This is a genomic window from Glaciecola nitratireducens FR1064 (assembly GCF_000226565.1).
Lineage (GTDB): Bacteria > Pseudomonadota > Gammaproteobacteria > Enterobacterales > Alteromonadaceae > Glaciecola > Glaciecola nitratireducens.
Genome location: NC_016041.1, coordinates 3,808,094 through 3,828,373 on the forward strand (window position 1 = coordinate 3,808,094; position 20,280 = coordinate 3,828,373).

At 43.3% G+C, this 20,280-nt stretch carries 15 protein-coding genes; 7 read left to right on the plus strand and 8 right to left on the minus strand.

Annotated features, from left to right (window positions below; all coding sequences use genetic code 11):
• Window positions 1–4: 4 nt before the first annotated feature.
• Window positions 5–1,864, minus strand: coding sequence for a DUF1302 domain-containing protein (locus GNIT_RS16085; RefSeq protein ID WP_014110361.1), 1,860 nt, complete (start codon window positions 1,862–1,864; stop codon window positions 5–7).
• Between the two features lie 167 nt (window positions 1,865–2,031).
• Here GNIT_RS16085 and GNIT_RS16090 point away from each other — a divergent pair, with 167 nt between their 5' ends.
• From GNIT_RS16090 to GNIT_RS16115, 6 genes are all read left to right on the plus strand, one after another.
• A complete protein-coding gene (locus tag GNIT_RS16090) occupies window positions 2,032–3,054 on the plus strand; it encodes an AraC family transcriptional regulator (RefSeq protein ID WP_014110362.1) in 1,023 nt (340 codons plus the stop codon).
• Between the two features lie 152 nt (window positions 3,055–3,206).
• The gene (locus GNIT_RS16095) at window positions 3,207–4,361 is read left to right on the plus strand and encodes a WD40/YVTN/BNR-like repeat-containing protein (RefSeq protein WP_014110364.1); all 1,155 of its coding nucleotides are present in this window, start codon (window positions 3,207–3,209) and stop codon (window positions 4,359–4,361) included.
• 9 nt (window positions 4,362–4,370) lie between these two features.
• Window positions 4,371–6,752 carry an efflux RND transporter permease subunit gene (locus GNIT_RS16100; RefSeq protein WP_014110365.1) on the plus strand — a complete coding sequence of 794 codons (2,382 nt, stop codon included), beginning with the start codon at window positions 4,371–4,373 and terminating at the stop codon, window positions 6,750–6,752.
• Window positions 6,745–8,163: a coniferyl aldehyde dehydrogenase gene (locus GNIT_RS16105; protein WP_014110366.1), complete on the plus strand. Its 1,419-nt coding sequence runs from the start codon at window positions 6,745–6,747 to the stop codon at window positions 8,161–8,163. The genes GNIT_RS16100 and GNIT_RS16105 overlap by 8 nt, the downstream gene beginning before the upstream one ends.
• A 20-nt stretch (window positions 8,164–8,183) precedes the next feature.
• Complete coding sequence (locus GNIT_RS16110; protein ID WP_014110367.1) at window positions 8,184–9,740, plus strand: AMP-binding protein; 1,557 nt, start codon at window positions 8,184–8,186, stop codon at window positions 9,738–9,740.
• Window positions 9,741–9,822: 82 nt separating this feature from the next.
• Entirely contained in the window at window positions 9,823–11,424 is a 1,602-nt protein-coding gene (locus GNIT_RS16115; RefSeq protein WP_014110368.1) for a GMC family oxidoreductase, read from the plus strand.
• Between the two features lie 104 nt (window positions 11,425–11,528).
• On the opposite strand, the gene GNIT_RS16120 is transcribed toward GNIT_RS16115, so the two are convergent.
• The 7 genes from GNIT_RS16120 to GNIT_RS16150 form a co-directional block, all read right to left on the minus strand.
• On the minus strand, window positions 11,529–11,738 hold the full coding sequence (locus tag GNIT_RS16120; protein ID WP_014110369.1) for a cold-shock protein: 210 nt from the start codon (window positions 11,736–11,738) through the stop codon (window positions 11,529–11,531).
• Window positions 11,739–11,949: 211 nt separating this feature from the next.
• Entirely contained in the window at window positions 11,950–12,894 is a 945-nt protein-coding gene (locus GNIT_RS16125) for a sensor domain-containing diguanylate cyclase (RefSeq protein WP_014110370.1), read from the minus strand.
• Window positions 12,895–12,900: 6 nt separating this feature from the next.
• Window positions 12,901–13,707, minus strand: a complete 807-nt coding sequence (locus tag GNIT_RS16130; RefSeq protein ID WP_014110371.1) for an alpha/beta fold hydrolase — start codon at window positions 13,705–13,707, stop codon at window positions 12,901–12,903.
• Between the two features lie 163 nt (window positions 13,708–13,870).
• Window positions 13,871–15,550 (minus strand): dihydroxy-acid dehydratase, encoded by a 1,680-nt coding sequence (gene ilvD, locus GNIT_RS16135; RefSeq protein ID WP_014110372.1) that lies wholly within the window; start codon window positions 15,548–15,550, stop codon window positions 13,871–13,873.
• 115 nt (window positions 15,551–15,665) lie between these two features.
• Entirely contained in the window at window positions 15,666–15,869 is a 204-nt protein-coding gene (locus GNIT_RS16140) for a hypothetical protein (RefSeq protein ID WP_014110373.1), read from the minus strand.
• Window positions 15,870–15,985: 116 nt separating this feature from the next.
• A complete protein-coding gene (locus GNIT_RS16145) occupies window positions 15,986–17,473 on the minus strand; it encodes a bifunctional 2-methylcitrate dehydratase/aconitate hydratase (RefSeq protein ID WP_014110374.1) in 1,488 nt (495 codons plus the stop codon).
• 98 nt (window positions 17,474–17,571) lie between these two features.
• Complete coding sequence (locus GNIT_RS16150; protein ID WP_014110375.1) at window positions 17,572–18,192, minus strand: response regulator transcription factor; 621 nt, start codon at window positions 18,190–18,192, stop codon at window positions 17,572–17,574.
• A gap of 344 nt (window positions 18,193–18,536) precedes the next feature.
• Here GNIT_RS16150 and GNIT_RS16155 point away from each other — a divergent pair, with 344 nt between their 5' ends.
• Entirely contained in the window at window positions 18,537–20,270 is a 1,734-nt protein-coding gene (locus tag GNIT_RS16155; RefSeq protein WP_014110376.1) for a PHA/PHB synthase family protein, read from the plus strand.
• Window positions 20,271–20,280 lie beyond the last annotated feature (10 nt).

Consider the following 20,280-nt stretch of genomic DNA (forward strand, 5'->3'; position numbering starts at 1 on the left):
TAAATTAATATGAAACAGCGAAGTTTAAAGACAAGAAGTCTTTATCTTCTAGTATGTTGTGACTGCCGCCAGAAAATGCACGATAACCAAGCGTCATACTGTATTTCTGTTGATACAAAGCTTCTAACGATACGCCGAAAGATTTGGCACCTTCGTTGAACTGCTGACCTGGATCTGGAGAATACCCATTGACGTCATGCTGCCAATCTATCGTAGGTTTTAAGCTAATACCGGCAAAGACGTTGGTATACTCTAACACGCCTCTAATACGGTAACCCCAAGCTGTGTCGGTAACATAACCGTCGGCTTCACAATCACCGCCTATAGCACCCGCAGCCTCAAGGTTTGTACAATTCGTACCGCCACCCAAATCAAAGTCGCCTAATCCAAATACGGAGTTACGTCCATAACGCTGATCAGCATCTTCGATACCATCAGTGAAGATGATACCGGCTTCTCCGATAACCGTTAAACGCGAAGCGCCTAATACACGCTCGAAGAAATGTAGTGCCGTGACTTGCATTTGAGTAACGTCAAACTCATCATATCCACGAATTTCTTCGCCACGACCAGCAGCAACTACGCGAGAGGAGTAAGGGAAGAGTGGGCTCTCAGAGAGCACACCATTAAGTAGTTCAGGACCATTGATTTGTATGGGCGTATCCGGCTTATATGAAATCTCACCTGAGACAGCCGTACCACCTATATTGGTTGCAAAGCTAGCTCCATAATACTGAAGATCTTCAGGAAAGACGATACGGTATGATGGGTTTAGTGATGACAACGCGCCACCAGTGGGATCGAGGGCTGATGGTATAAATACTGAACCCACGGCTTCTGGTATTGCAGTTCTAATCGAATTAATTAGTGGCAATCTCGAGTGCAGGTTCATGAAATACAGACCGAATTCTGTATCATTTAACTCTGCCGCATAGTAACGGAAAGCAAAACCATATTGGCCACCGTCATCAGGCTCATCATCACCTCTTCTTGACGTGTCTGGAGCATTATCATAAGCACGACGGTCCGCAAAGAAACCACCCGCTAGCGCCTGCCTATCTGGAACCGCAATCGTTACAGCAAAACAGCCGTCTGCTGCAAAGTCAGCGCCAGAAAAATACGTGCCGCATCCATCAATTTGAGTTTTTTCCCACTCGTATTGATAGAAAGCTTCAATCGTTAGGTTTGCAGAAACGCCAGCGTTAATGTAAGCCATGCCTACAGGAAGAAGACCTTCTTTCAATTCTGCGCCAGGACGACGAAGCGCATTAACATCGAATGGATTTGTCGAATTCAATCCACCTTGGATAAATGTACTTTCACCCCAGCTGATTACTTGACGACCCAGTCTAAATTCAACGGGTGCCTGACCAACATCGAAACTGCTGTAAAAATAAGCATCCATTAATTCGATGCCTGAAAATTTTGCAAAATCAGCAAAACCATCATCATTTAGTGGTGCGCCAGGAGTATAACCATTTGGCGAATGCCCATGCGGTCGAGACTCATCTTTTAGTTCTTTGTCATACCAATATTTAACGCGAGCAAAAAAGCCATAATTGTCTTTCGAAAGCTGTATATCGTGAGAGCCTTTGATAATTTTTGAAAATGTATCATTTTTACCAAAGTTTAGGTTGCCGTCATCCGTAGTTGTCGTGCCGCCTGTGCCGCCATTAAGCTCACCAATAAAGCGGGGATTGGCGTCTTTCAATCGCCAGCTTGCACCCATAGAAAGTTGCGAAGTCACCTGCAGATGAATGCCATCATCTTCGCCAAAATAGAAATCTGCGCCATTCGCCGCACCAGCATAGAGAGCTCCGCAAACAAGCGACGCTACCATGGTTTTATTTAAGTTTTTGTTCATATACCTTCCTCTATGGGAGTATTTACAGTTCGTTTACATTTGTAACATATAATTAAACTAGCATAAACGTTAAGCTATCTGTGCCAATTGATTGTCATTTCATGCAAATTATTTATAATCTCTACTCTAGTCTCCTTTCTTTAATATAACTCATAGGGCTTTTTAGTTTGCCAAATTACTATTCGACGTTAAGTGGTTGGTTAATACCGTTTTCAAGAGCAATGGAGAGTAATGGCCTCAATTTTCAGGCTGAATGCACTGAGTGCCAGATATCGTTAACCGATTTAAACAATTTAGAGTCGCGCCTTGCTGCCGACAAACTCGCAACATTGATGCGCCATTGTAATCAAAAATTGAATCGTCGCGACTTTGCAACTGAAGTGGCCAAACATTTTCATCCTTCGATGTTTCATGCCTTAGGGTATGCGATGATGTCTTCGTCTTCTTTACACGATGCATTAGAGCGCTTAGCGCGCTACAAACGCGTGGTTTCGAATACTTGCACAATAGAAATGACCGAGCACGATAATGATCTGCTGTTTGAAATGCACATTGATACCTATCCAGATTCCAAACGTCCAGTTCTTGAAGCCTGTTTAGTAGAAACTTTTTTAGCCACTATTGTGACTTTCTCTCGGGAGCTTGTGGGCTCAAATATGTCGCCAAAAATGGTGAAATTGACGGCAGCTAAGCCTGATATTGATGATGAGTATTTGGAAGCGTTTTTTAACTGCCCAGTCGAATATGCTTGTGAAAGTAACTCACTTACTTTCAGTCGTGAAGTTGCGGACACTAAGTTAATGGTTGGTAACACGATCATTACTCAAATACATGAAAAAATATTGGATGAGTTGCTTAACAGAATTGATAAAGACGACTTAATCTACTTAGTTAAAACAATTATATACAGAGAGCTCCCAATGGGCGCCCCCTCTCAAAATGACATAGCAAAACAGCTCGGCATGAGCTTACGCAACTTACAGCGAAAACTCGTTGATAAGGGCACAACTTACAAAGACCTGTTAGACACAACGAGAAAAAAGCTGGCATTGGACTATATTCGTCAGCAGCATATTTCATTCAGTGAAACAGGTTACTTGGTTGGGTTTGCTAGCGTAAGTAACTTCAATAGAGCATTCAAACGCTGGACGAATAAAACACCTACCGAATATAGAAGTTCTGAAATGTAGAATAGGTAACGACCTATTCTATTTTCACAAGCAAAAATACCCCAATAAAATGTGAATGCTGAGATAAGCATTTGGCATGTAAAAACAAGACATATTTGTTAATTTTGTTAAATTTGTGTTACTCAAAGTTTTAATGTGTTTTGGAATTGTCATTGAAAAAAATCATTAGTGGGTGTCTTTCCCTTTTATGCTGTTCGGGGCTGCTATTCAGCTCAGGGCTCTTATTCAGCTCAGGGCTGTACGCGCAAAATAAGTTAGAGCTATTAAACGAGCCGGCTCTCGAAAGCCAACTGGCGAGTAAAAGCGTTTTACTCAACATGATTGCGCACGACGGCGGTTACATCGCCGTTGGCGAGCGTGGTCATATCATTGATTGGAAGACACCTGAGCAGTGGTCACAATTCGCTGTTCCCGTTAGCGTTACTATCACCGATGTCAGCAAGCTTGCAAACGGTGACTTGGTTGCAGTTGGCCACGATGCCGTTATCTTACTCTTCAAACAAGAAAGCCAAGAATGGATAAAAGTATTCGACGGCTACAGCTTAACCGACTTACTAATAACATCATTAGGCAAACAAATTGAGGCGCAAGAGCTACGCTTAGAAAGTTTGCCGCCTGATGCGAGTAAGTATGACGAAGAATATTATTTAGAAGATTTACAGTTTGCGCTCGAAGATGCGCAAAAGGAAAAAGAAGCAGGCCCTAACAAACCCCTTCTCTCCGTCATAACAGCAGATAACGGTACTGTTTTTGCGACCGGCGCTTACGGCACTCTATTGCAAAGCAAAGACAATGGGCAAACCTGGGAATTCATAAACAACAGGGTCGACAACGAAAGTAAATTTCATCTCAACGCAATTACAAAAGACGCCAATGGTAATCTTTTTATCGTGGGTGAAAATGCAGTGGCCGCAAAATCAAGCGATAACGGTGAAAGCTGGGAAAGAATGGATTTGTCATACAACGGCAGCTTTTTTGGTATCGAGGCATCGCCTAATTCTGATCATCTCGTCGCTTTTGGCTTACAAGGGCATATCGCCGTATCAGACGATAGCGGCGAGAACTGGGTTTTACTTCCAAAATCGCTTTCGATTTCCTTTTTGGGTGGAACCATTGACGAAAACGGCACTGCCTATCTAGTTGGGCATGGCGGACTTATCCTAACCTTCCCTCTAACAAACCCTGAAAATCAAAGCATTTACAAACATCCGTCTGGAAGCACCTTCGCTTCTGTAATGTTGACAAGCGATAAGCAACTCGTGCTGGCTGGTCAACTTGGTATAAAACGATGGACCATCGGTAACTAAGGAATCAACATGTCTTCAACACACTTATCTACCGAGCGAATTATTGAAAAAATGATGTTTGCAAACCGCAAACTGATTCTTTTCATCCTCACGATTATCTTTGCTTTTTTAGCTACTGAAGCGATTCAAGTAAAACCAGAAGCCAGTTTTAGCAAAATGGTGCCGGGTGATCATGAGTTCATTAATAACTATAAAGCCTATCAAAGCGAATTAGCCGACTTAGGAAATGTCATTCGTGTCATTGTTGAAACCGAAGAAGGCGACATTTTCACACAGGAGTTTCAACAAACGCTAAGACAAGTCACTGACGATGTCTTCTTTATCCCCGGTGTAAATCGTAACGCCTTAAAGAGTCTTTGGACACCTAGCGTACGCTGGCAGGAAGTGACAGAAGAAGGCTTTGTAGGCGGCGCTGTTGTGCCCGATGGCTATGACGGTTCCGACAGTATGCTAGAACAACTTAAAACTAACGTATTTAAGTCTGGTCAAGTTGGCGTGCTGGTTGGTAATGACTTCAAATCGGCGATTGTGCTCGCCCCACTGCAGGAGAAAAACCCAGAAACAGGTCTGCCTCTCGATTATCGCGAGCTGTCAGAAAAGCTCGAGCAAGACATTCGCGATAAGTATGACGACGACACAATCAATATTCGCATCGTTGGCTTTGCAAAAGTCGTTGGCGACCTGATAGACGGCGCAGTTCAAGTTGTCATTTTCTTCGGCTTGGCTGTCGTGATCACCTTCGTTTTATTGCTTTTATACTCTCGCTGTTTGCGCAGTACGATCGTTGTCCTCGTGTTTTCAATACTGGCGGTTATTAGTCAACTCGGCATACTTAATTTACTAGGCTTTGGGGTGAATCCTTACAGTATGCTAGTGCCATTTTTGGTGTTCGCCATTGGTGTCAGTCATGGTGTGCAGATTATCACCGGCATTATTCAACATGTAAAAACCGGCTCCGATAAATTCAACGCATCCAAGTTAGCATTCCGTTCTCTCTATCTGGCCGGTATTACAGCATTAGTCAGCGACGCTATCGGTTTTACAACACTGATGGTAATTGATATAGGCGTTATACGAGAACTCGCTATTGCTGCCAGTATTGGTGTTGCGGTTATTATCATTACCAACCTAGTCGCTCTGCCGATTGTTATCAGTTTCATTGGCGTATCGACCGGTGGAAGAGCTCGACACACCAACAGCGCAAGCGCAGGTGATGCAGCGTCAGCAAACAAATTAGCGGCTTCAATCGCAGGCTTTGCGCGTCCACCAAAAGCGAAATATGCCTTGGTAGTTGCCGTACTGCTAAGCATGTTAGGTTTGTATTATTCACAGTTCCTGAAAATTGGCGATCTTGACGCAGGCGCGCCTGAGTTGCGCGCAGACTCTCGCTATAACTTAGACAACGCTTACGTGGTCGAAAATTACAGTACGAGCACAGACGTATTTGTGGTGATGGCAAAAACCACGCCCGATACCTGCATTACCTACGACAATCTCACATGGATAGATAAACTACAGTGGGAAGTAAAAAACGTTAACGGTGTACAGGATGTTAAGTCGGTAGCTAACGTCTCCAAGTTCGGCATGTTTGGCATGAATGAAGGTTCTTTGAAATGGTATGGCTTAAATCGAAATCAGTTTATGACCAATGCATCGGTTTCAAGAACACCACCAGGATTAATCAATCAAGACTGCTCAATGGTCCCTATTCTTATCTTCTTGGACGATCACAAAGCAGATACTTTAGAAGCTGTTGTTGCCAAAGTACAAGCGTTCAAAGGAAAGTATGATTCGGGCGATGTGGAATTTTTGCTCGCCGCCGGTAATGCGGGTGTTGAAGCCGTAACGAATATGGTTATCGAAGATGCGCAAACCGAAATGCTGATTTGGGTATATTCAGTGGTTATCGCGCTCTGTTTAATTACCTTCCGTTCAGTTAGAACCGTTATCGCCATCATTTTACCGTTAATGTTAACTTCATTATTAAGCCAAGCCCTGATGGCAAAATTAGGTATCGGCGTAAAAGTGGCAACCCTTCCTGTGATTGCCCTTGGGGTAGGTATTGGTGTTGACTACGGTATTTATATTTTCAGCAAAATAAATGAAGCTTTAGCACAGCGTAAGTCCTTGTATGACAGCTACTTGTTTGCCTTGAATCAAACCGGTAAAGCAGTTGCCTTTACTGGCCTAACCCTTGCTATCGGCGTGGCTACTTGGGTATTTTCACCCATTAAGTTCCAAGCAGATATGGGCTTGTTGTTAACCTTTATGTTCATATTAAACATGGTTGGCGCGCTCACCTTAATTCCAGCGATTGCATGGCTACTCAGAATTGGTGCCAACAATAATACTGAATCAGAAAATCCATCAGAGGAGCCTAATCGTGTCTAATTTAATTACTCAAATAGGGGAGTTAACCCCCATTCATGAAAAGCAAAAATTAGCGTTTAATGCAGATCCATTTCCTGATTATGCGACTCGAATTAACAATTTGAAAAAATTGAAGAATTTGATGTTGGACAATCAAGAAGCGCTGATAGAAGCGTTGCGATTGGATTTTGGTCAGCGCAGTGCGGATGACTCATTAATTGGCGACCTGCTAACCACGGTTTCGGGCATCAACTACACTATCAAACAATTGAAAAAGTGGATGAAGCCTAAGCGCAAACACATTGGCATCTTGTTTCAACCTGCATCTGGGCATGTTATGTGTCAACCTCTCGGTGTTATTGGCATCATTGTGCCTTGGAATTATCCAGTATTTTTATCGATGGGACCATTAACCACAGCATTAGCCGCAGGCAATCGCGCCATGCTGAAAATGTCAGAGTTCACGCCGAATACCAATCAATTGCTCGCTGATTTGTTGGCTAGCGGATTTTCAAATGATGAAATTGCCGTCATAGGAGGCGAAGCTGATGTCGCAGCGGCTTTTTCCTCAATGCAGTTTGACCACCTATTCTTTACTGGTTCAACGCATGTAGGAAAGCTGGTGATGCAAGCAGCCGCGAAAAATCTGGTGCCTGTTACCTTAGAGCTAGGTGGAAAGTCACCCGCCATCATTGCAGATGATATGAATCTAGGCACCGCCGTTGAACGCTTTATTTTTGGCAAAACACTCAACTGTGGACAAACCTGCGTTGCACCAGATTACATCTTTTGCCCACAGGGAAAAGTAGAACAATTGGTTTCAGAGCTGCAAACGCGATTTACGTCCATGTTTCCATGTGTCCAAGAAAATAATGATTACACCAGCATTATCAATCAGCGCCAGTACGATCGAATTCAGAGTTTGCTAGACGACGCCGTGCAAAAAGGTGCGACAATTATTCCCTTGGCGGACGAACAAACTGATACCTCGAAGCGAAAGATCCCGTTGACCATTGTGACTAACGTGACCGACGATATGCAAATTATGCAGGAAGAAATCTTTGGTCCTTTGCTTCCAATTAAAGAATATAAAAACCTCGAGGATGCCATCACCTACATCAATGCGAGGCCGCGCCCCCTATCCCTATACATTTACAGTTTTAATAAAAATGTTCAGCGCAAAATATTAGAAGAAACAATTGCTGGCGGTGTTTGTGTAAACGATGCGGCATTCCACGTTGCGAATGATGACCTACCTTTTGGCGGCGTTGGCGCCTCAGGTATGGGGAATTATCATGGCGAAGAAGGCTTTATTAGATTTTCACATGCTAAGTCAATACTGAAGCGAGGTAAGATATCCTTCGCTAGCCTCTTGTTTCCTCCTTATGGCAAAGCAGTACATAATTTAGTTTATAAATTTTTTATTCGATAAATACGTGCAGGGAAATAAATATGACAACAATAAATAGCTTGGCCGATTTGATCGAAGAAAGGCTAACAAAATACGCAGACAAACCCGCATTCAATTGTTTAGGACAAACGCTAAGCTTTGCTGAAATTGATCAAAAGTCGCATGCATTGGCGGTTTGGTTGCAGCAGCACTCAGGACTTAAGCAAGGTGATCGAATTGTTATTCAGTTACCCAACCTTATTCAATATCCGATTGCGGCTTATGCTGCACTGCGAGCTGGGCTTGTGTTAGTAAACACCAACCCACTTTACACAACACGTGAAATGCAGCATCAGTTCAAAGATTCTGGTGCAAAAGCGATTATAATATTAGCCGATTTATACCCTAAATTAGCTGAAATTCAATCGCAAACGGACATTCAACAGGTGATTGTGACGCAAGCTGGGGATCTAATTTCAACAGGTGAAACACCCGCAGCACCAGCAGGCACGCATCAACTGCTCGACATCCTAAATGCAGAAAGCGAGGCGTCCCTCACACCGCGTCAAAATCAAGCGCTAGACGATGTATGTGTTTTGCAGTACACCGGCGGCACAACAGGTGTATCAAAAGGCGCAATGCTAACTAACGACAGCATTATTAACAACGCACTGCAAACTGCACCTCGACTTGGCATTGATCCTGAAGTTGGCAACGAAATTTTTGTGTGCCCACTTCCGCTTTATCACATATACGCCTTCACAGTAAATATGGTGATGCTCGCTTGCAGCGGCAACATGAATATATTAATCCCAAATCCGCGCGACATGAATGCCTTTATAGACGCAATTAAACCGTTTAAATTTACCGGTTTTGCAGGTTTAAATACGCTTTTCATTGGTTTATGCAGTCAGCCCGATTTTCACAAGCTGGACTTTTCCGCGTTAAAGGTGACTATCTCAGGCGGAACGGCACTCACATCTTCAGCAGCCGATGTATGGATGAAGGTGACAGGATGCACAATTTCAGAAGGTTATGGCCTTTCAGAAACTTCTCCGGTTGTGTGCATGAACGAACCAGGCAAAGAAGTCATGGGAACAGTGGGATTACCATTGCCAGATACCATTATTAAGTTTATTAACCCTGAGGGCGAAGAAGTTGCCGAGGGCGAAGAAGGTGAGCTACTCGTTAGCGGTCCGCAGGTGATGAAAGGTTACTGGCAACGCGCCGACGAAACAGCAAAATCAATCACTCCCGATGGTTTTTTCAAAACGGGTGACATTGGCTTAGCTTTACCAACCGGCCATATAAAGATTGTCGATAGATTAAAAGACATGATCATTGTGTCTGGATTTAACGTCTATCCCAACGAAGTAGAGCAAGTTATTACACAGCATGCAGATGTCGCTGAAGCAGCTGTGATTGGCGAACCATGCGAGCATTCAGGTGAAAAGGTTTGTGCCTATATTACCGTTCAGAACGACATAAGCGAGGCGGACCTAATTGCGCACTGTCGCGAGTTTTTAACCGCTTACAAAGTGCCTAAAAAGGTAGTTGTCGTAGACGAATTGCCGAAGTCTACGGTAGGTAAAATTTTGCGCCGTGAATTACGTAAATAGCAGCTTTAATTTAGCGTTTTTATAAACAAAAACCCTTGGCAATCGTTAATTAACCATCATTAATTGGCATTGGAGAAAATTCATGAATTTTGACTACATAATAATTGGTGCTGGCTCCGCTGGCTGTGTATTAGCAAATAGACTGACAGAGTCGACGCAAAATAATGTTTGTGTGCTGGAAGCAGGTTCTGATAACAACAGTTTTTTAGTTAACACACCAGGCGCCTTTGCCGCCTTTATGTTCCTCAAAAAATATAACTGGAGTTTCAATGCTGAAGTGAAGTCCGACATACGCAAGGGTGAACCCATGTTTATTCCTCGCGGCAGAGGACTTGGCGGCAGTTCAGCAACCAACGCCATGCTATATATTCGTGGACAAGCCGACGATTACAATCATTGGGCAGCTTTAGGTAATGAGGGATGGTCATTTGATGAAATGTTACCTTACTTCAAAAAATCTGAAAATAATGAAGATTTATCAGATGAGCTACATGGTAAAGGCGGACCTTTAAATGTATCGACCCGACCTGTTAACTACGAAATAAGCAAACGCTTCATTGAAGCAGGTCAGCAAGCAGGATTTAAATACACAGACGACTTCAACGGCGCAGATCAAGAAGGTGTGGGTTATTATCAATGCACGATAAAAGGCGGCCAACGCTGCAGTGCTGCTAGGGCTTATCTTACTCCCGTTATGTCGCGACCTAATTTGGACGTAAAAACCAGCGCTCGTGTTAAGCGTATTATCATCAAAGATAGCAAAGCCGTTGGTGTTGAAGTTGAGATAAGTGGTAACACGCAAACAATCATGGCGAACAAGGAAGTGATTTTAAGTGCTGGTGCTATTCAATCTCCTCAAATTCTGATGCTTTCAGGTATTGGCGATAAAGCGGAATTAGAAAAGCATAATATTACTGTTGCAAAACATCTGCCTGGCGTTGGCAAAAATCTGCAAGAACATGTTGATTCATGCATCTTAGTGCGCAGTAAAAAGCGCGATGGTTTTACCAGCTCACCTATGAGTATGTTAAAGATGCTGCCAGACACCTTAGAATACATGTTTAAAAAGAAAGGCAAATTAGCCAACAGCATGTTGGAAGCGGGTGCCTTTTTAAAATCGTCCGATGAACTTACCAGACCTGATATTCAACTGCACATGGTGCCATTGTTATATGACGACAACGGACGCGACATAAAGCTTATGGGCGGCCACGGTTACTCTTGTCATATCTGCGTATTGCGACCAGAAAGTCGAGGCAGCATTCAGCTTAAATCTGATAGTTATTTAGACGACCCAATTATTGACTTCAACTTTCTTTCAGATGAACACGGAAAGGACCGAAAAGTCATGATCGATGGTATGCGCCAAGTACGTAAAATCATGGCAGCGCCTGCATTTGATGATTATCGAATAGATGAAATGCATCCGGGCTTCGAAAATGAATCAGACGAAAGCATTCTGGCCAAAGCAAAAGAGCGTCTTGGTTTAGTTTATCATCCCGTTGGTACATGCAAAATGGGGCACGATGAACTTGCCGTCGTCGATACTGCATTGAGAGTACATGGAATTGAAGCGCTTAGAGTGATTGACGCATCGGTGATGCCGACCTTAACTAGCGGTAATACAAACGCACCGACTATCGCGATTGCAGAAAAAGTCGCTGATATGATATTGGCTGGTTGAAATAGTGAAATATAATGTTGGAGTGTAATCTTGAAATGGTCTCGCTCATATTTGCATATGAGCGAAACATTGATGCATTACTGGAATGCATCAATTAATACTGTTTAGATACAAACGATATTTTCTGCTTGCGGGCCTTTTTGACCTTGAGAAACAGCAAACTGTACACGTTGACCTTCAGCTAAAGTTTTGTAACCTTCGCTAACGATTGCGCTGAAATGAGCGAAAACGTCAGGACCAGATTCTTGTTCGATGAAACCAAAACCTTTCGCTTCGTTAAACCATTTTACTGAACCAGTTGTTGTAGTAGACATAATAGATATCCTAAAAATTAATTAATAAAAGTGCGCCACAAAATGGGCGATTGAGCATGAAGAAAACGAATATTTAACTGAGGATAACGCGAAGTATTACTAATAGATGCTATGAATAAAAAACAACGTGGGTATACACAAAAATCAGGTCTTCTCTCAAACCTTGGAGCGCAAAGTAACTCAATAAGTAGCTAGTCGTCAAGCTATATTTCTAAAAAGATTTTGAAGCGCTTCCCATAGTGGTTTTATTACGGCCTGTTTTTTTAGCTGACAGAAGTGCATTATCAGACAGAGCAAGTAAATTATCAAAGTTAAGCTCCATGCCTTGTTCACTCACCACAACTCCAATACTCATTGTTATGCTAATGCCGTCAACTTCTTGTTCAGCAACCTTAATTCGTATTTTTTCGGCTACCAAAAAAGCGCTTTCTTCATCAACATCAGGCAGTACGATTACAAATTCTTCGCCTCCCACTCTTGCCACTAAGTCGTTAGCTCTGCGCTCTTGCAAAAGCACTTTTGCCAATTGGATCAGTACTTTATCACCCGTTTGGTGTCCATGGGTATCGTTGACTTGTTTAAAAAAGTCTACGTCCAGGGTTAGTACTGCGTAGGTAGACGAATTACGGTCCATTTGACTCGCGACATTCTCTGCTTGCACCAATAACTCGCGACGATTCAACAAGCCAGTTAAAGGATCCGTAGTGGCTAATTCATACAAGTTTTCTGACTGCGCTTTTAACTCTTCTTTTGTATTAATCAACTCCGTGTGAAGTTTGTCTCTTTTAGCGCATATATATAGAGACCAATACGACATACCGTTTTGACCTAACTTAATGTTAATCATCACTGGCACAACCTCGCCATCGCCACTAAGCCATGACATTTGGCTTTCTGTAACAAGCTTTTCGTGAAGTAATATAGGATAAACATAGGTGTCTAAAAAGATGTTTGAAGCTTTGGTGAAAAATGTGGAAATAGACTCTCCAATAAGGGCTTCTTGCGATATTTTGCTGAGAGAGCCAATGTATGCATTGCAATAAACAATTTTTCTATGGCTATCAAGCACCAAATGACCCGAAGAAAATTCATTTAGGAATGTATGGCTTAAGGTATGGTCAACGGGATGTTGGAAATCAGAGTCTTGATCATTCATCGTACATCACTCAAGGAAGGCTAATATCAGCGGACTAATTTCGTGAAAGTGAGTCATGTGAAGACAATGGCCTTGTGCATCGACAACCACCATTTGACTATTGCTTATATTGCGCTGCATATACTGCCCTACCTCAACAGCCGCTAGGCTGTCGGACGCACTTTGCAAAATTAAGGTCTTGCAGGTCAAGCTTGGTAGAATGTGTCGGTAATCAGAAAAAAACGTCGTTCTAGCAAAAGTCTTTGCAACGATAGGGTCTGTGCTACAAAAGCTCCCTGAAAGTTCGCCTATGAGTTCTGAAGAATTCGAGTCGCCCATTATGAGAGGCGCTAAGTAATCAGCCCAACCGATATAGTTTTTATCCATCAAGCTAAAGAGTTCTTCAAAATCACTCTGCTCAAAACCACCTTTGTAGTCTGGAGGACGATTTAAAAAACAAGGAGAAGGACATACCATCACAATTTTTTCTATTATCTCTGGTCGCTGCAGTGACGCAATTGACGCGATGGTAGTACTGACCGAGTGGCCAATAATCGTCACATTTTTAAGTGACATATCATCAATAATATCAACAATATCTTGGGCATAGCCCTCTAATTTTGCATATTTTTTAGTGGAGTAATGAGCAAGAATAGAGTGACCCGACCCAACGTAATCAAACAAAATAATTTGGTAGTTTTCAAGCAAGGCGGGCAATATAAATCGCCACATGTTTTGATCGCAACCAAAGCCATGAGCAAGCATCAATATAGGCGCGTCAGCTTTGCCTAACACATTCACATTATTTCGTAACTGGATATCGCTCAAGCGCATTATGGCCTAATGTTAGACTGAATTTTGACATTTGTTCAATATACATACATAAATACGATAAAGACACTAACATCGCTATTATCTCTTGTACTTAATCCATGCTGAGCACTCCGAACGTTGCCAGGTCGCTTATTCACTGATCGGAGTGTTTTTTGCTACTTGCTCAGTCGGGCTTATCGGTCACAGCCCCCGTTGAAGCAGAGCTCACTGTTTTCGCATACTTTGCAAGCAGTCCTCTCGTATATTTAGGCGCCGGTTTTTGCCAGCTGAGTTTTCGCTTCGCCATTTCTTGTTCACTGATATTAAGCGTCATCTCACGACTTTGCGCATCAATTGTGATGCTATCGCCGTTTTCCACAAGTGCGATCGGGCCGCCTTCGAAAGCTTCAGGGGTAACGTGACCGACAACAAAGCCTCTGCTGCCACCAGAAAAACGGCCGTCGGTAATTAACGCAACATCGTTGCCTAAACCACGCCCCATAATTGCAGAAGTAGGGCTCAGCATTTCGCGCATACCAGGCCCGCCTTTAGGTCCTTCATAGCGGATTACAATCACATCCCCTGCCACTACTTGACCATCGATGATGGCAGCAAAACCTTGCTCTTCCGAATCGTACACTTTAGCTGTGCCAGTAAAAGCTAAGCCTTCTTTGCCAGTGATTTTTGAAACCGCGCCTTCGGGTGCTAAATTACCGCCTAATATCACCAAATGACTGTCTTTTTTAATCGGCTTATCGAAGGGTAGAATAATGCTTTGACCGTCAGGGTAATCTGCTACGTTCGCCAAGTTTTCAGCCATGGTTTTACCAGTGACAGTCAGGCAATCACCGTGCAACATGCCAGCATCTAACAAACGTTTCATTAGAGGCTGAATACCGCCTATTTCAATCAATTCAGACATCAGATATTGACCGCTTGGGCGAAGGTCGGCAATGACCGGCGTTTTATCACCGATGCGCACAAAATCATCTAAGGTCACTTCCACGCCTATCGCATCAGCCATAGCAATCAAATGCAGCACGGCATTGGTCGACCCGCCTAAAGTGATAATGAGCGTGATCGCATTTTCAAATGCCTTTTTGGTCATAATGTCAGAGGGCTTTATGTCATGTTCCAATAAATAAACAATGGCTTTACCCGCATCAATACAGTCTTGTTTTTTGTTCTGTGACACGGCATTTTGTGCAGAGCTATTGGGCATGCTCATGCCCAGCGCTTCGATGGCTGACGCTAAAGTATTTGCAGTGTACATTCCACCGCATGAGCCCGGGCCAGGTATGGCTGTTTTTTCAATATGTTCTAGTTGAGTAATTGGAATATCACCTGCAGCATGACTACCGACAGCTTCAAATACAGACACAATATCAGTGTGATTTTCACCCGGTAAAATCGTACCACCATAGACAAATATTGAGGGACGGTTTAAGCGCGCTAGGCCCATCAAACATCCCGGCATGTTTTTGTCACAGCCACCAATAGCGATAATGCCGTCGTGCCCCATTCCGGCCGACACCGCTTCAATAGAGTCGCAAATAACCTCACGTGATACTAAAGAATACTTCATCCCCTCAGTACCCATAGAGATACCGTCAGATATGGTAATAGTATTGTAAATTATGCTTTTGGCACCGGCGCTATCAACGCCCTTGCCAACCTCTTCCGCAAGCGTATTGATGTGCATATTGCATGGCGTCACCATTGACCACGTTGAAGCAATACCTACTTGAGATTTTTTGAAATCTTCGTCGCCAAAGCCGACGGCCCGCAGCATAGAACGGCTAGGAGCCTGAGCGGCCCCGTCTACGATTTTATGTGAATATTTACGTGGTTTATCTATAGGCATTGCGTGTTCTTAATTTTCGACATCGATGCAGTCACTATAGAATTGAATGGGTAAATAAACAATACAAGTTAAGGCAGGTAATACTGATTAAACAATATACCTGCACCTTATAGCGTTATTTCTGTTCGGGAATATCCTCTATTAGCTTGATGATGTCGCGGTTATCATTCATTTTGGCTAAGTCGAGCAAGTAGCCTTTTTCAAGTTCTTGCATTGGTTGCTTCGATAATAATTCTTTTATCAACTTTTCCTCACCGTTTACTATGGCCGTTTTCAAGGCTGCAAAATTGGCTATACCTTGTTCGTTTTTATCCGTCATGTTATATCCCGTTTGTCATCTTTCATTAATTTTTCGTTCCAGAGATATCGCTTGCTGTTAGCAATATCGATGTATTTTTTGCAATGCGCCAGTGTGGCATAAGCGAGTGCTCAAACTTAAGCAATAACGAACAAGTCCATAAAGCGGTTTACTGCAATAGACTCGAGCGCCGCTTGATCTTTGCACAGCCTGAAAATTGTTTTGCACTGCTGACTTGGAAAACGTGTGGCTAAGTTAGCTTTAAACTTTTTCTCCAGTAACGGAATTCCCTCTTCGCGGCGACGACGGTGACCAACAGGATATTCCACCAGCACTTCTTCAGTGCTGCTGCCATCTTTGAAGAAAATCTGAATAGCGTTGGCGATAGCCCGTTTATCTGGTTCTAAATACTCTGCAGTAAAGCGTTTATCTTCGACAACTTGCATTTTATCGCGCAGTTCATCAATGATCGGGTGCCCATGGTGAAAGTCGTCTTCATAGTGTTCCGCGGTAAGATCCCCAAACGCCAGCGGCACTGCAACCATATACTGCAGACAGTGATCACGATCTGCAGCATTAGCGAGTGCCCCTGTCTTAGAAATAATGCGAATAGCCGATTCGTGGGTACGAATAACGATTTTCTCAATGTCGGCTAAGCGATCTTTCACTTTAGGATGTAGGATAACCGATGCCTCCGCGGCGGTCTGCGCATGAAACTCCGCAGGAAAAGAAATCTTAAACAAGATGTTTTCCATCACGTAAGTACCATAATTCTGAGAAAACGAAAACTGACGTTCATCCTCAGGTTTCAGCGCTTGATCTTTGTTCGTTTTCGAAAAAGAAACGTCGTAAAAGCCCCACTGTGGAGCCGTTAATACACTGGGTATGCCCATTTCACCGCGCATCGACATATCGGCTAATCGTACGGCTCTTGAGGTAGCATCGCCCGCCGCCCATGATTTACGAGAACCTGCATTGGGTGCGTGACGGTAGGTGCGCAGCGCAGAGCCATCGACCCACGCTTGCGATATTGCTGCCATGATTTGCTCTCTGTTGCCGCCCATCATTTTTGTAACAACCGCGGTTGAAGCAACTCGAACTAACAGCACATGGCACAAACCAACACGATTGAAAGAATTTTCTAGCGCGATGACACCTTGAATTTCATGCGCCATGATCATGCCTTCAAGCACTTCTCGCATGGTAAAAGGCTGTTCGCCCCTCGATATTCTGACCTGAGACAAGTGATCAGCCACCGCCAGAATGCCCCCTAAATTATCAGATGGATGTCCCCATTCAGCGGCTAACCAAGTATCGTTATAATCGAGCCAACGGATGATGCAGCCTATATCCCAAGCAGCTTTTACCGGGTCAAGGCTCAGTGACGTGCCCGGTACTCTTGCACCATTTGGCACAACTGTGCCTTGAACAATGGGCCCGAGGTGTTTTGTACATTCTGGAAAGCGCAGCGCCAAAAGGCCGCAACCTAAAGTATCCATTAAACAGTTGCGTGCGGTATTGAGGGCTTCTTCACTAAAGACCTCGAAATTTACCACGTAATTAGCGATATCTTGGATGACATGATCGTAATCCGGGCGATTATTAATATCTACATTACTGTTCATTTGTAATCCTTAGCTTTTTCATCTGAGTCAACAAAGTTGGTAGATAAATCCTTTCAAAAATTCAATTTCTTAGCTTGGCTACAGCTGAGCAACATGACCTATTCTAAAGCAAGACTTTCCTCTTGCAGTTTGAAGCGCACAAGTTCAGCCAAGGTTTTTACCGCTAACTTTTTCATTACTTGTGAACGATGCACTTCAACCGTTCTCTCGCTTATACACAAGTCATGAGCGATAACTTTATTCATGTCACCTTTTGCTACACGCTCAAAGATCTGCCGTTCGCGCTCTGACAATAACGCTAATTTATTTAATATATCGTCGCATTTGCGGTCGTGTTTGCTTCTACCTACATCAATTGATAGCGCTTGGTTGATTCGATCTAACAAATCTTGCTCTCTAAATGGCTTGCGTATGAAGTCCAATGCGCCTTTTCGCATTGCCTCAACAGCCATCGGTATATCACCATGACCCGTAATAAAAATGATAGGTAAAGTGGTGCCTAGTGCATTCAGCCTTTCTTGCAAATCTAAGCCACTCATGCGGGGCATGCGTATGTCTAAAATAAGACAGCCGTATATTTTATCGTTGTAGTCATCTAAAAAGTCGACAGCACTGCTGTATAATTTCACGCGCTGCCCTGTAGTTTCCAGCAGCAGGCTCAAGCCCTCTCTAATTCCCTCATCGTCATCAACCACATATATTATTTGCTCTTGTTGCATATTAGCTATCTCGCGTATGTTTAGTTAATCCACATATTTCGATTCTCAACCAGCTTCGCCAATTGCTGCCGACCGTAAGCTCTTCATAGTAAATAATAGTCAATCTAACCAAATGAGCCAACCAAAGCATAAAATAATAAAAACCAAGGGGCCAGAGTACATGAAACCTCTTGGTTTCATGTACTCTGGCCCCTTGGTTTTTATTCCTTAACTGTGGTTAGCCACATTAACGTAGGGCAATCACTGATTGTTGACTATCGCTATTCGTTGATAGATTAAGTGTTTTCATTCACATTCACGCACATAAGCGCGCTATTCAACAGCATCAACGAAGGGTATGTAAAATGAAGAGTGATGATTCACAGCCGCAGATAATAGATAAAATACTGCATGCATCAATGGCTAAAATCACCTCAGGACTATCACCTAGCGCACTTATGGCTGCTTATGCTGATTGGGCTGTGCATTTAGCCTCGTCACCCGGGAAACAGTCACAGTTAATTGAAAAAGCCGCTAGAAAGTTTGCTCGATTAGCTGGTTACCTAAGTGAATGTAGCGCAACGCTGGGCGAAAACTCCCCCTGTATAGAACCTTTACCCATTGACAAACGCTTCAGTGAAGACAGTTGGCAGAAATGGCCTTTTAACCTGTTATATCAGTCTTTCTTGCTCAATCAGCAATGGTGGTCAAACGCCACGACAGATGTACGCGGAGTTACTCAGCAACATGAAAACGTGATGGAATTCGCAACACGACAAATATTAGATGTATTTTCACCATCAAACTATCTGCTAACTAATCCGCAATTACTGGAACAAACGGAAAAAGAGGCTGGTCAGAATTTGGTGCGTGGAGCGCAGAATTTTTTAGATGATTTGCAGCAAACGATAGCCAACAAAAAGCCCAAGGCAGGCGCAAAGTTTGTGGTCGGCAAGCAGTTAGCCATAACGCCAGGTAAAATAATATACCGTAATCATCTTATTGAGCTAATTCAGTATACGTCGACTACCGATGAAGTTCGGTCTCAGCCAATATTGATTGTGCCCGCGTGGATAATGAAATACTACATTCTTGATTTATCACCAAGCAACTCACTAGTGAAGTACCTTACGGAACAAGGTTTCACCGTATTTATGGTGTCATGGAAAAATCCAGACGCAAGCGATCGTGATTTAGGTATGGATGACTACCGTAACATGGGTGTAATGGACGCCATCGATGCAATCGAAAAAATCACCAATAACGCAAAAATTCACGCAATGGGATATTGTTTAGGTGGCACATTGCTGTCTATTGCCGCGGCCACTATGGCGAGAGAAGGCGATAATAGACTCCAAAGTTTGTCGCTGTTTGCTGCTCAGGTAGATTTTACTGAAGCAGGCGAGCTGATGCTGTTTATTAATGAAAGTCAGGTCACTTTTTTAGAAGACATGATGTGGGAAAAGGGCTATTTAGACGCTAAGCAAATGTCGGGCGCTTTTCAACTACTTCGTTCAAATGATTTGATTTGGTCACGCATTGTGCACGATTACTTGATGGGTGAACGCGCTCCCCTGAACGACTTAATGGCGTGGAATTTTGATACAACAAGAATGCCCTATAAAATGCATTCCCAATACTTGCGTCAACTGTTTTTAAATAACGAACTGTCAGAGGGGCAGTACATTGTTGACGGAAAGCCAATTTATTTATCGGATATTCGTGTCCCCACATTTATTGTTGGTACCCAAAAAGACCACGTTGCTCCTTGGAAGTCTGTATATAAATTTCATTTAGAAAGCGATACCGACGTCACTTTTTTGCTAACCAGCGGCGGACACAACGCAGGCATTGTGAGTGAGCCAGAACATCCCCACAGAACATATCAGATTGCGACCACTAAGAAGGAAGCAACTTATATCGACCCTGACAGCTGGGTGGCGACACAAGAGGAGCATGACGGATCGTGGTGGCCAGAATTAGCAAAATGGTTACACAGCCACTCTGGCAAATATATACCTCCACCGACAATGGGGAACCCCAAGAAAAAGTTAAGCATACTGTGTGATGCGCCCGGCACTTATGTGATGCAAGATTAAGGCGGTGAAG

Excerpts from the sequence above, each read along its gene's own strand:
- GNIT_RS16125 (WP_014110370.1), bottom strand. The coding sequence starts at position 12,894 with ATGAATGATCAAGACTCTGATTTCCAACATCCCGTTGACCATACCTTA.
- GNIT_RS16130 (WP_014110371.1), bottom strand. The coding sequence starts at position 13,707 with ATGCGCTTGAGCGATATCCAGTTACGAAATAATGTGAATGTGTTAGGC.
- GNIT_RS16110 (WP_014110367.1), top strand. The coding sequence starts at position 8,184 with ATGACAACAATAAATAGCTTGGCCGATTTGATCGAAGAAAGGCTAACA.
- GNIT_RS16115 (WP_014110368.1), top strand. The coding sequence starts at position 9,823 with ATGAATTTTGACTACATAATAATTGGTGCTGGCTCCGCTGGCTGTGTA.
- GNIT_RS16085 (WP_014110361.1), bottom strand. The coding sequence starts at position 1,864 with ATGAACAAAAACTTAAATAAAACCATGGTAGCGTCGCTTGTTTGCGGA.
- ilvD (WP_014110372.1), bottom strand. The coding sequence starts at position 15,550 with ATGCCTATAGATAAACCACGTAAATATTCACATAAAATCGTAGACGGG.
- GNIT_RS16120 (WP_014110369.1), bottom strand. The coding sequence starts at position 11,738 with ATGTCTACTACAACAACTGGTTCAGTAAAATGGTTTAACGAAGCGAAA.
- GNIT_RS16140 (WP_014110373.1), bottom strand. The coding sequence starts at position 15,869 with ATGACGGATAAAAACGAACAAGGTATAGCCAATTTTGCAGCCTTGAAA.
- GNIT_RS16100 (WP_014110365.1), top strand. The coding sequence starts at position 4,371 with ATGTCTTCAACACACTTATCTACCGAGCGAATTATTGAAAAAATGATG.
- GNIT_RS16155 (WP_014110376.1), top strand. The coding sequence starts at position 18,537 with ATGAAGAGTGATGATTCACAGCCGCAGATAATAGATAAAATACTGCAT.
- GNIT_RS16145 (WP_014110374.1), bottom strand. The coding sequence starts at position 17,473 with ATGAACAGTAATGTAGATATTAATAATCGCCCGGATTACGATCATGTC.
- GNIT_RS16150 (WP_014110375.1), bottom strand. The coding sequence starts at position 18,192 with ATGCAACAAGAGCAAATAATATATGTGGTTGATGACGATGAGGGAATT.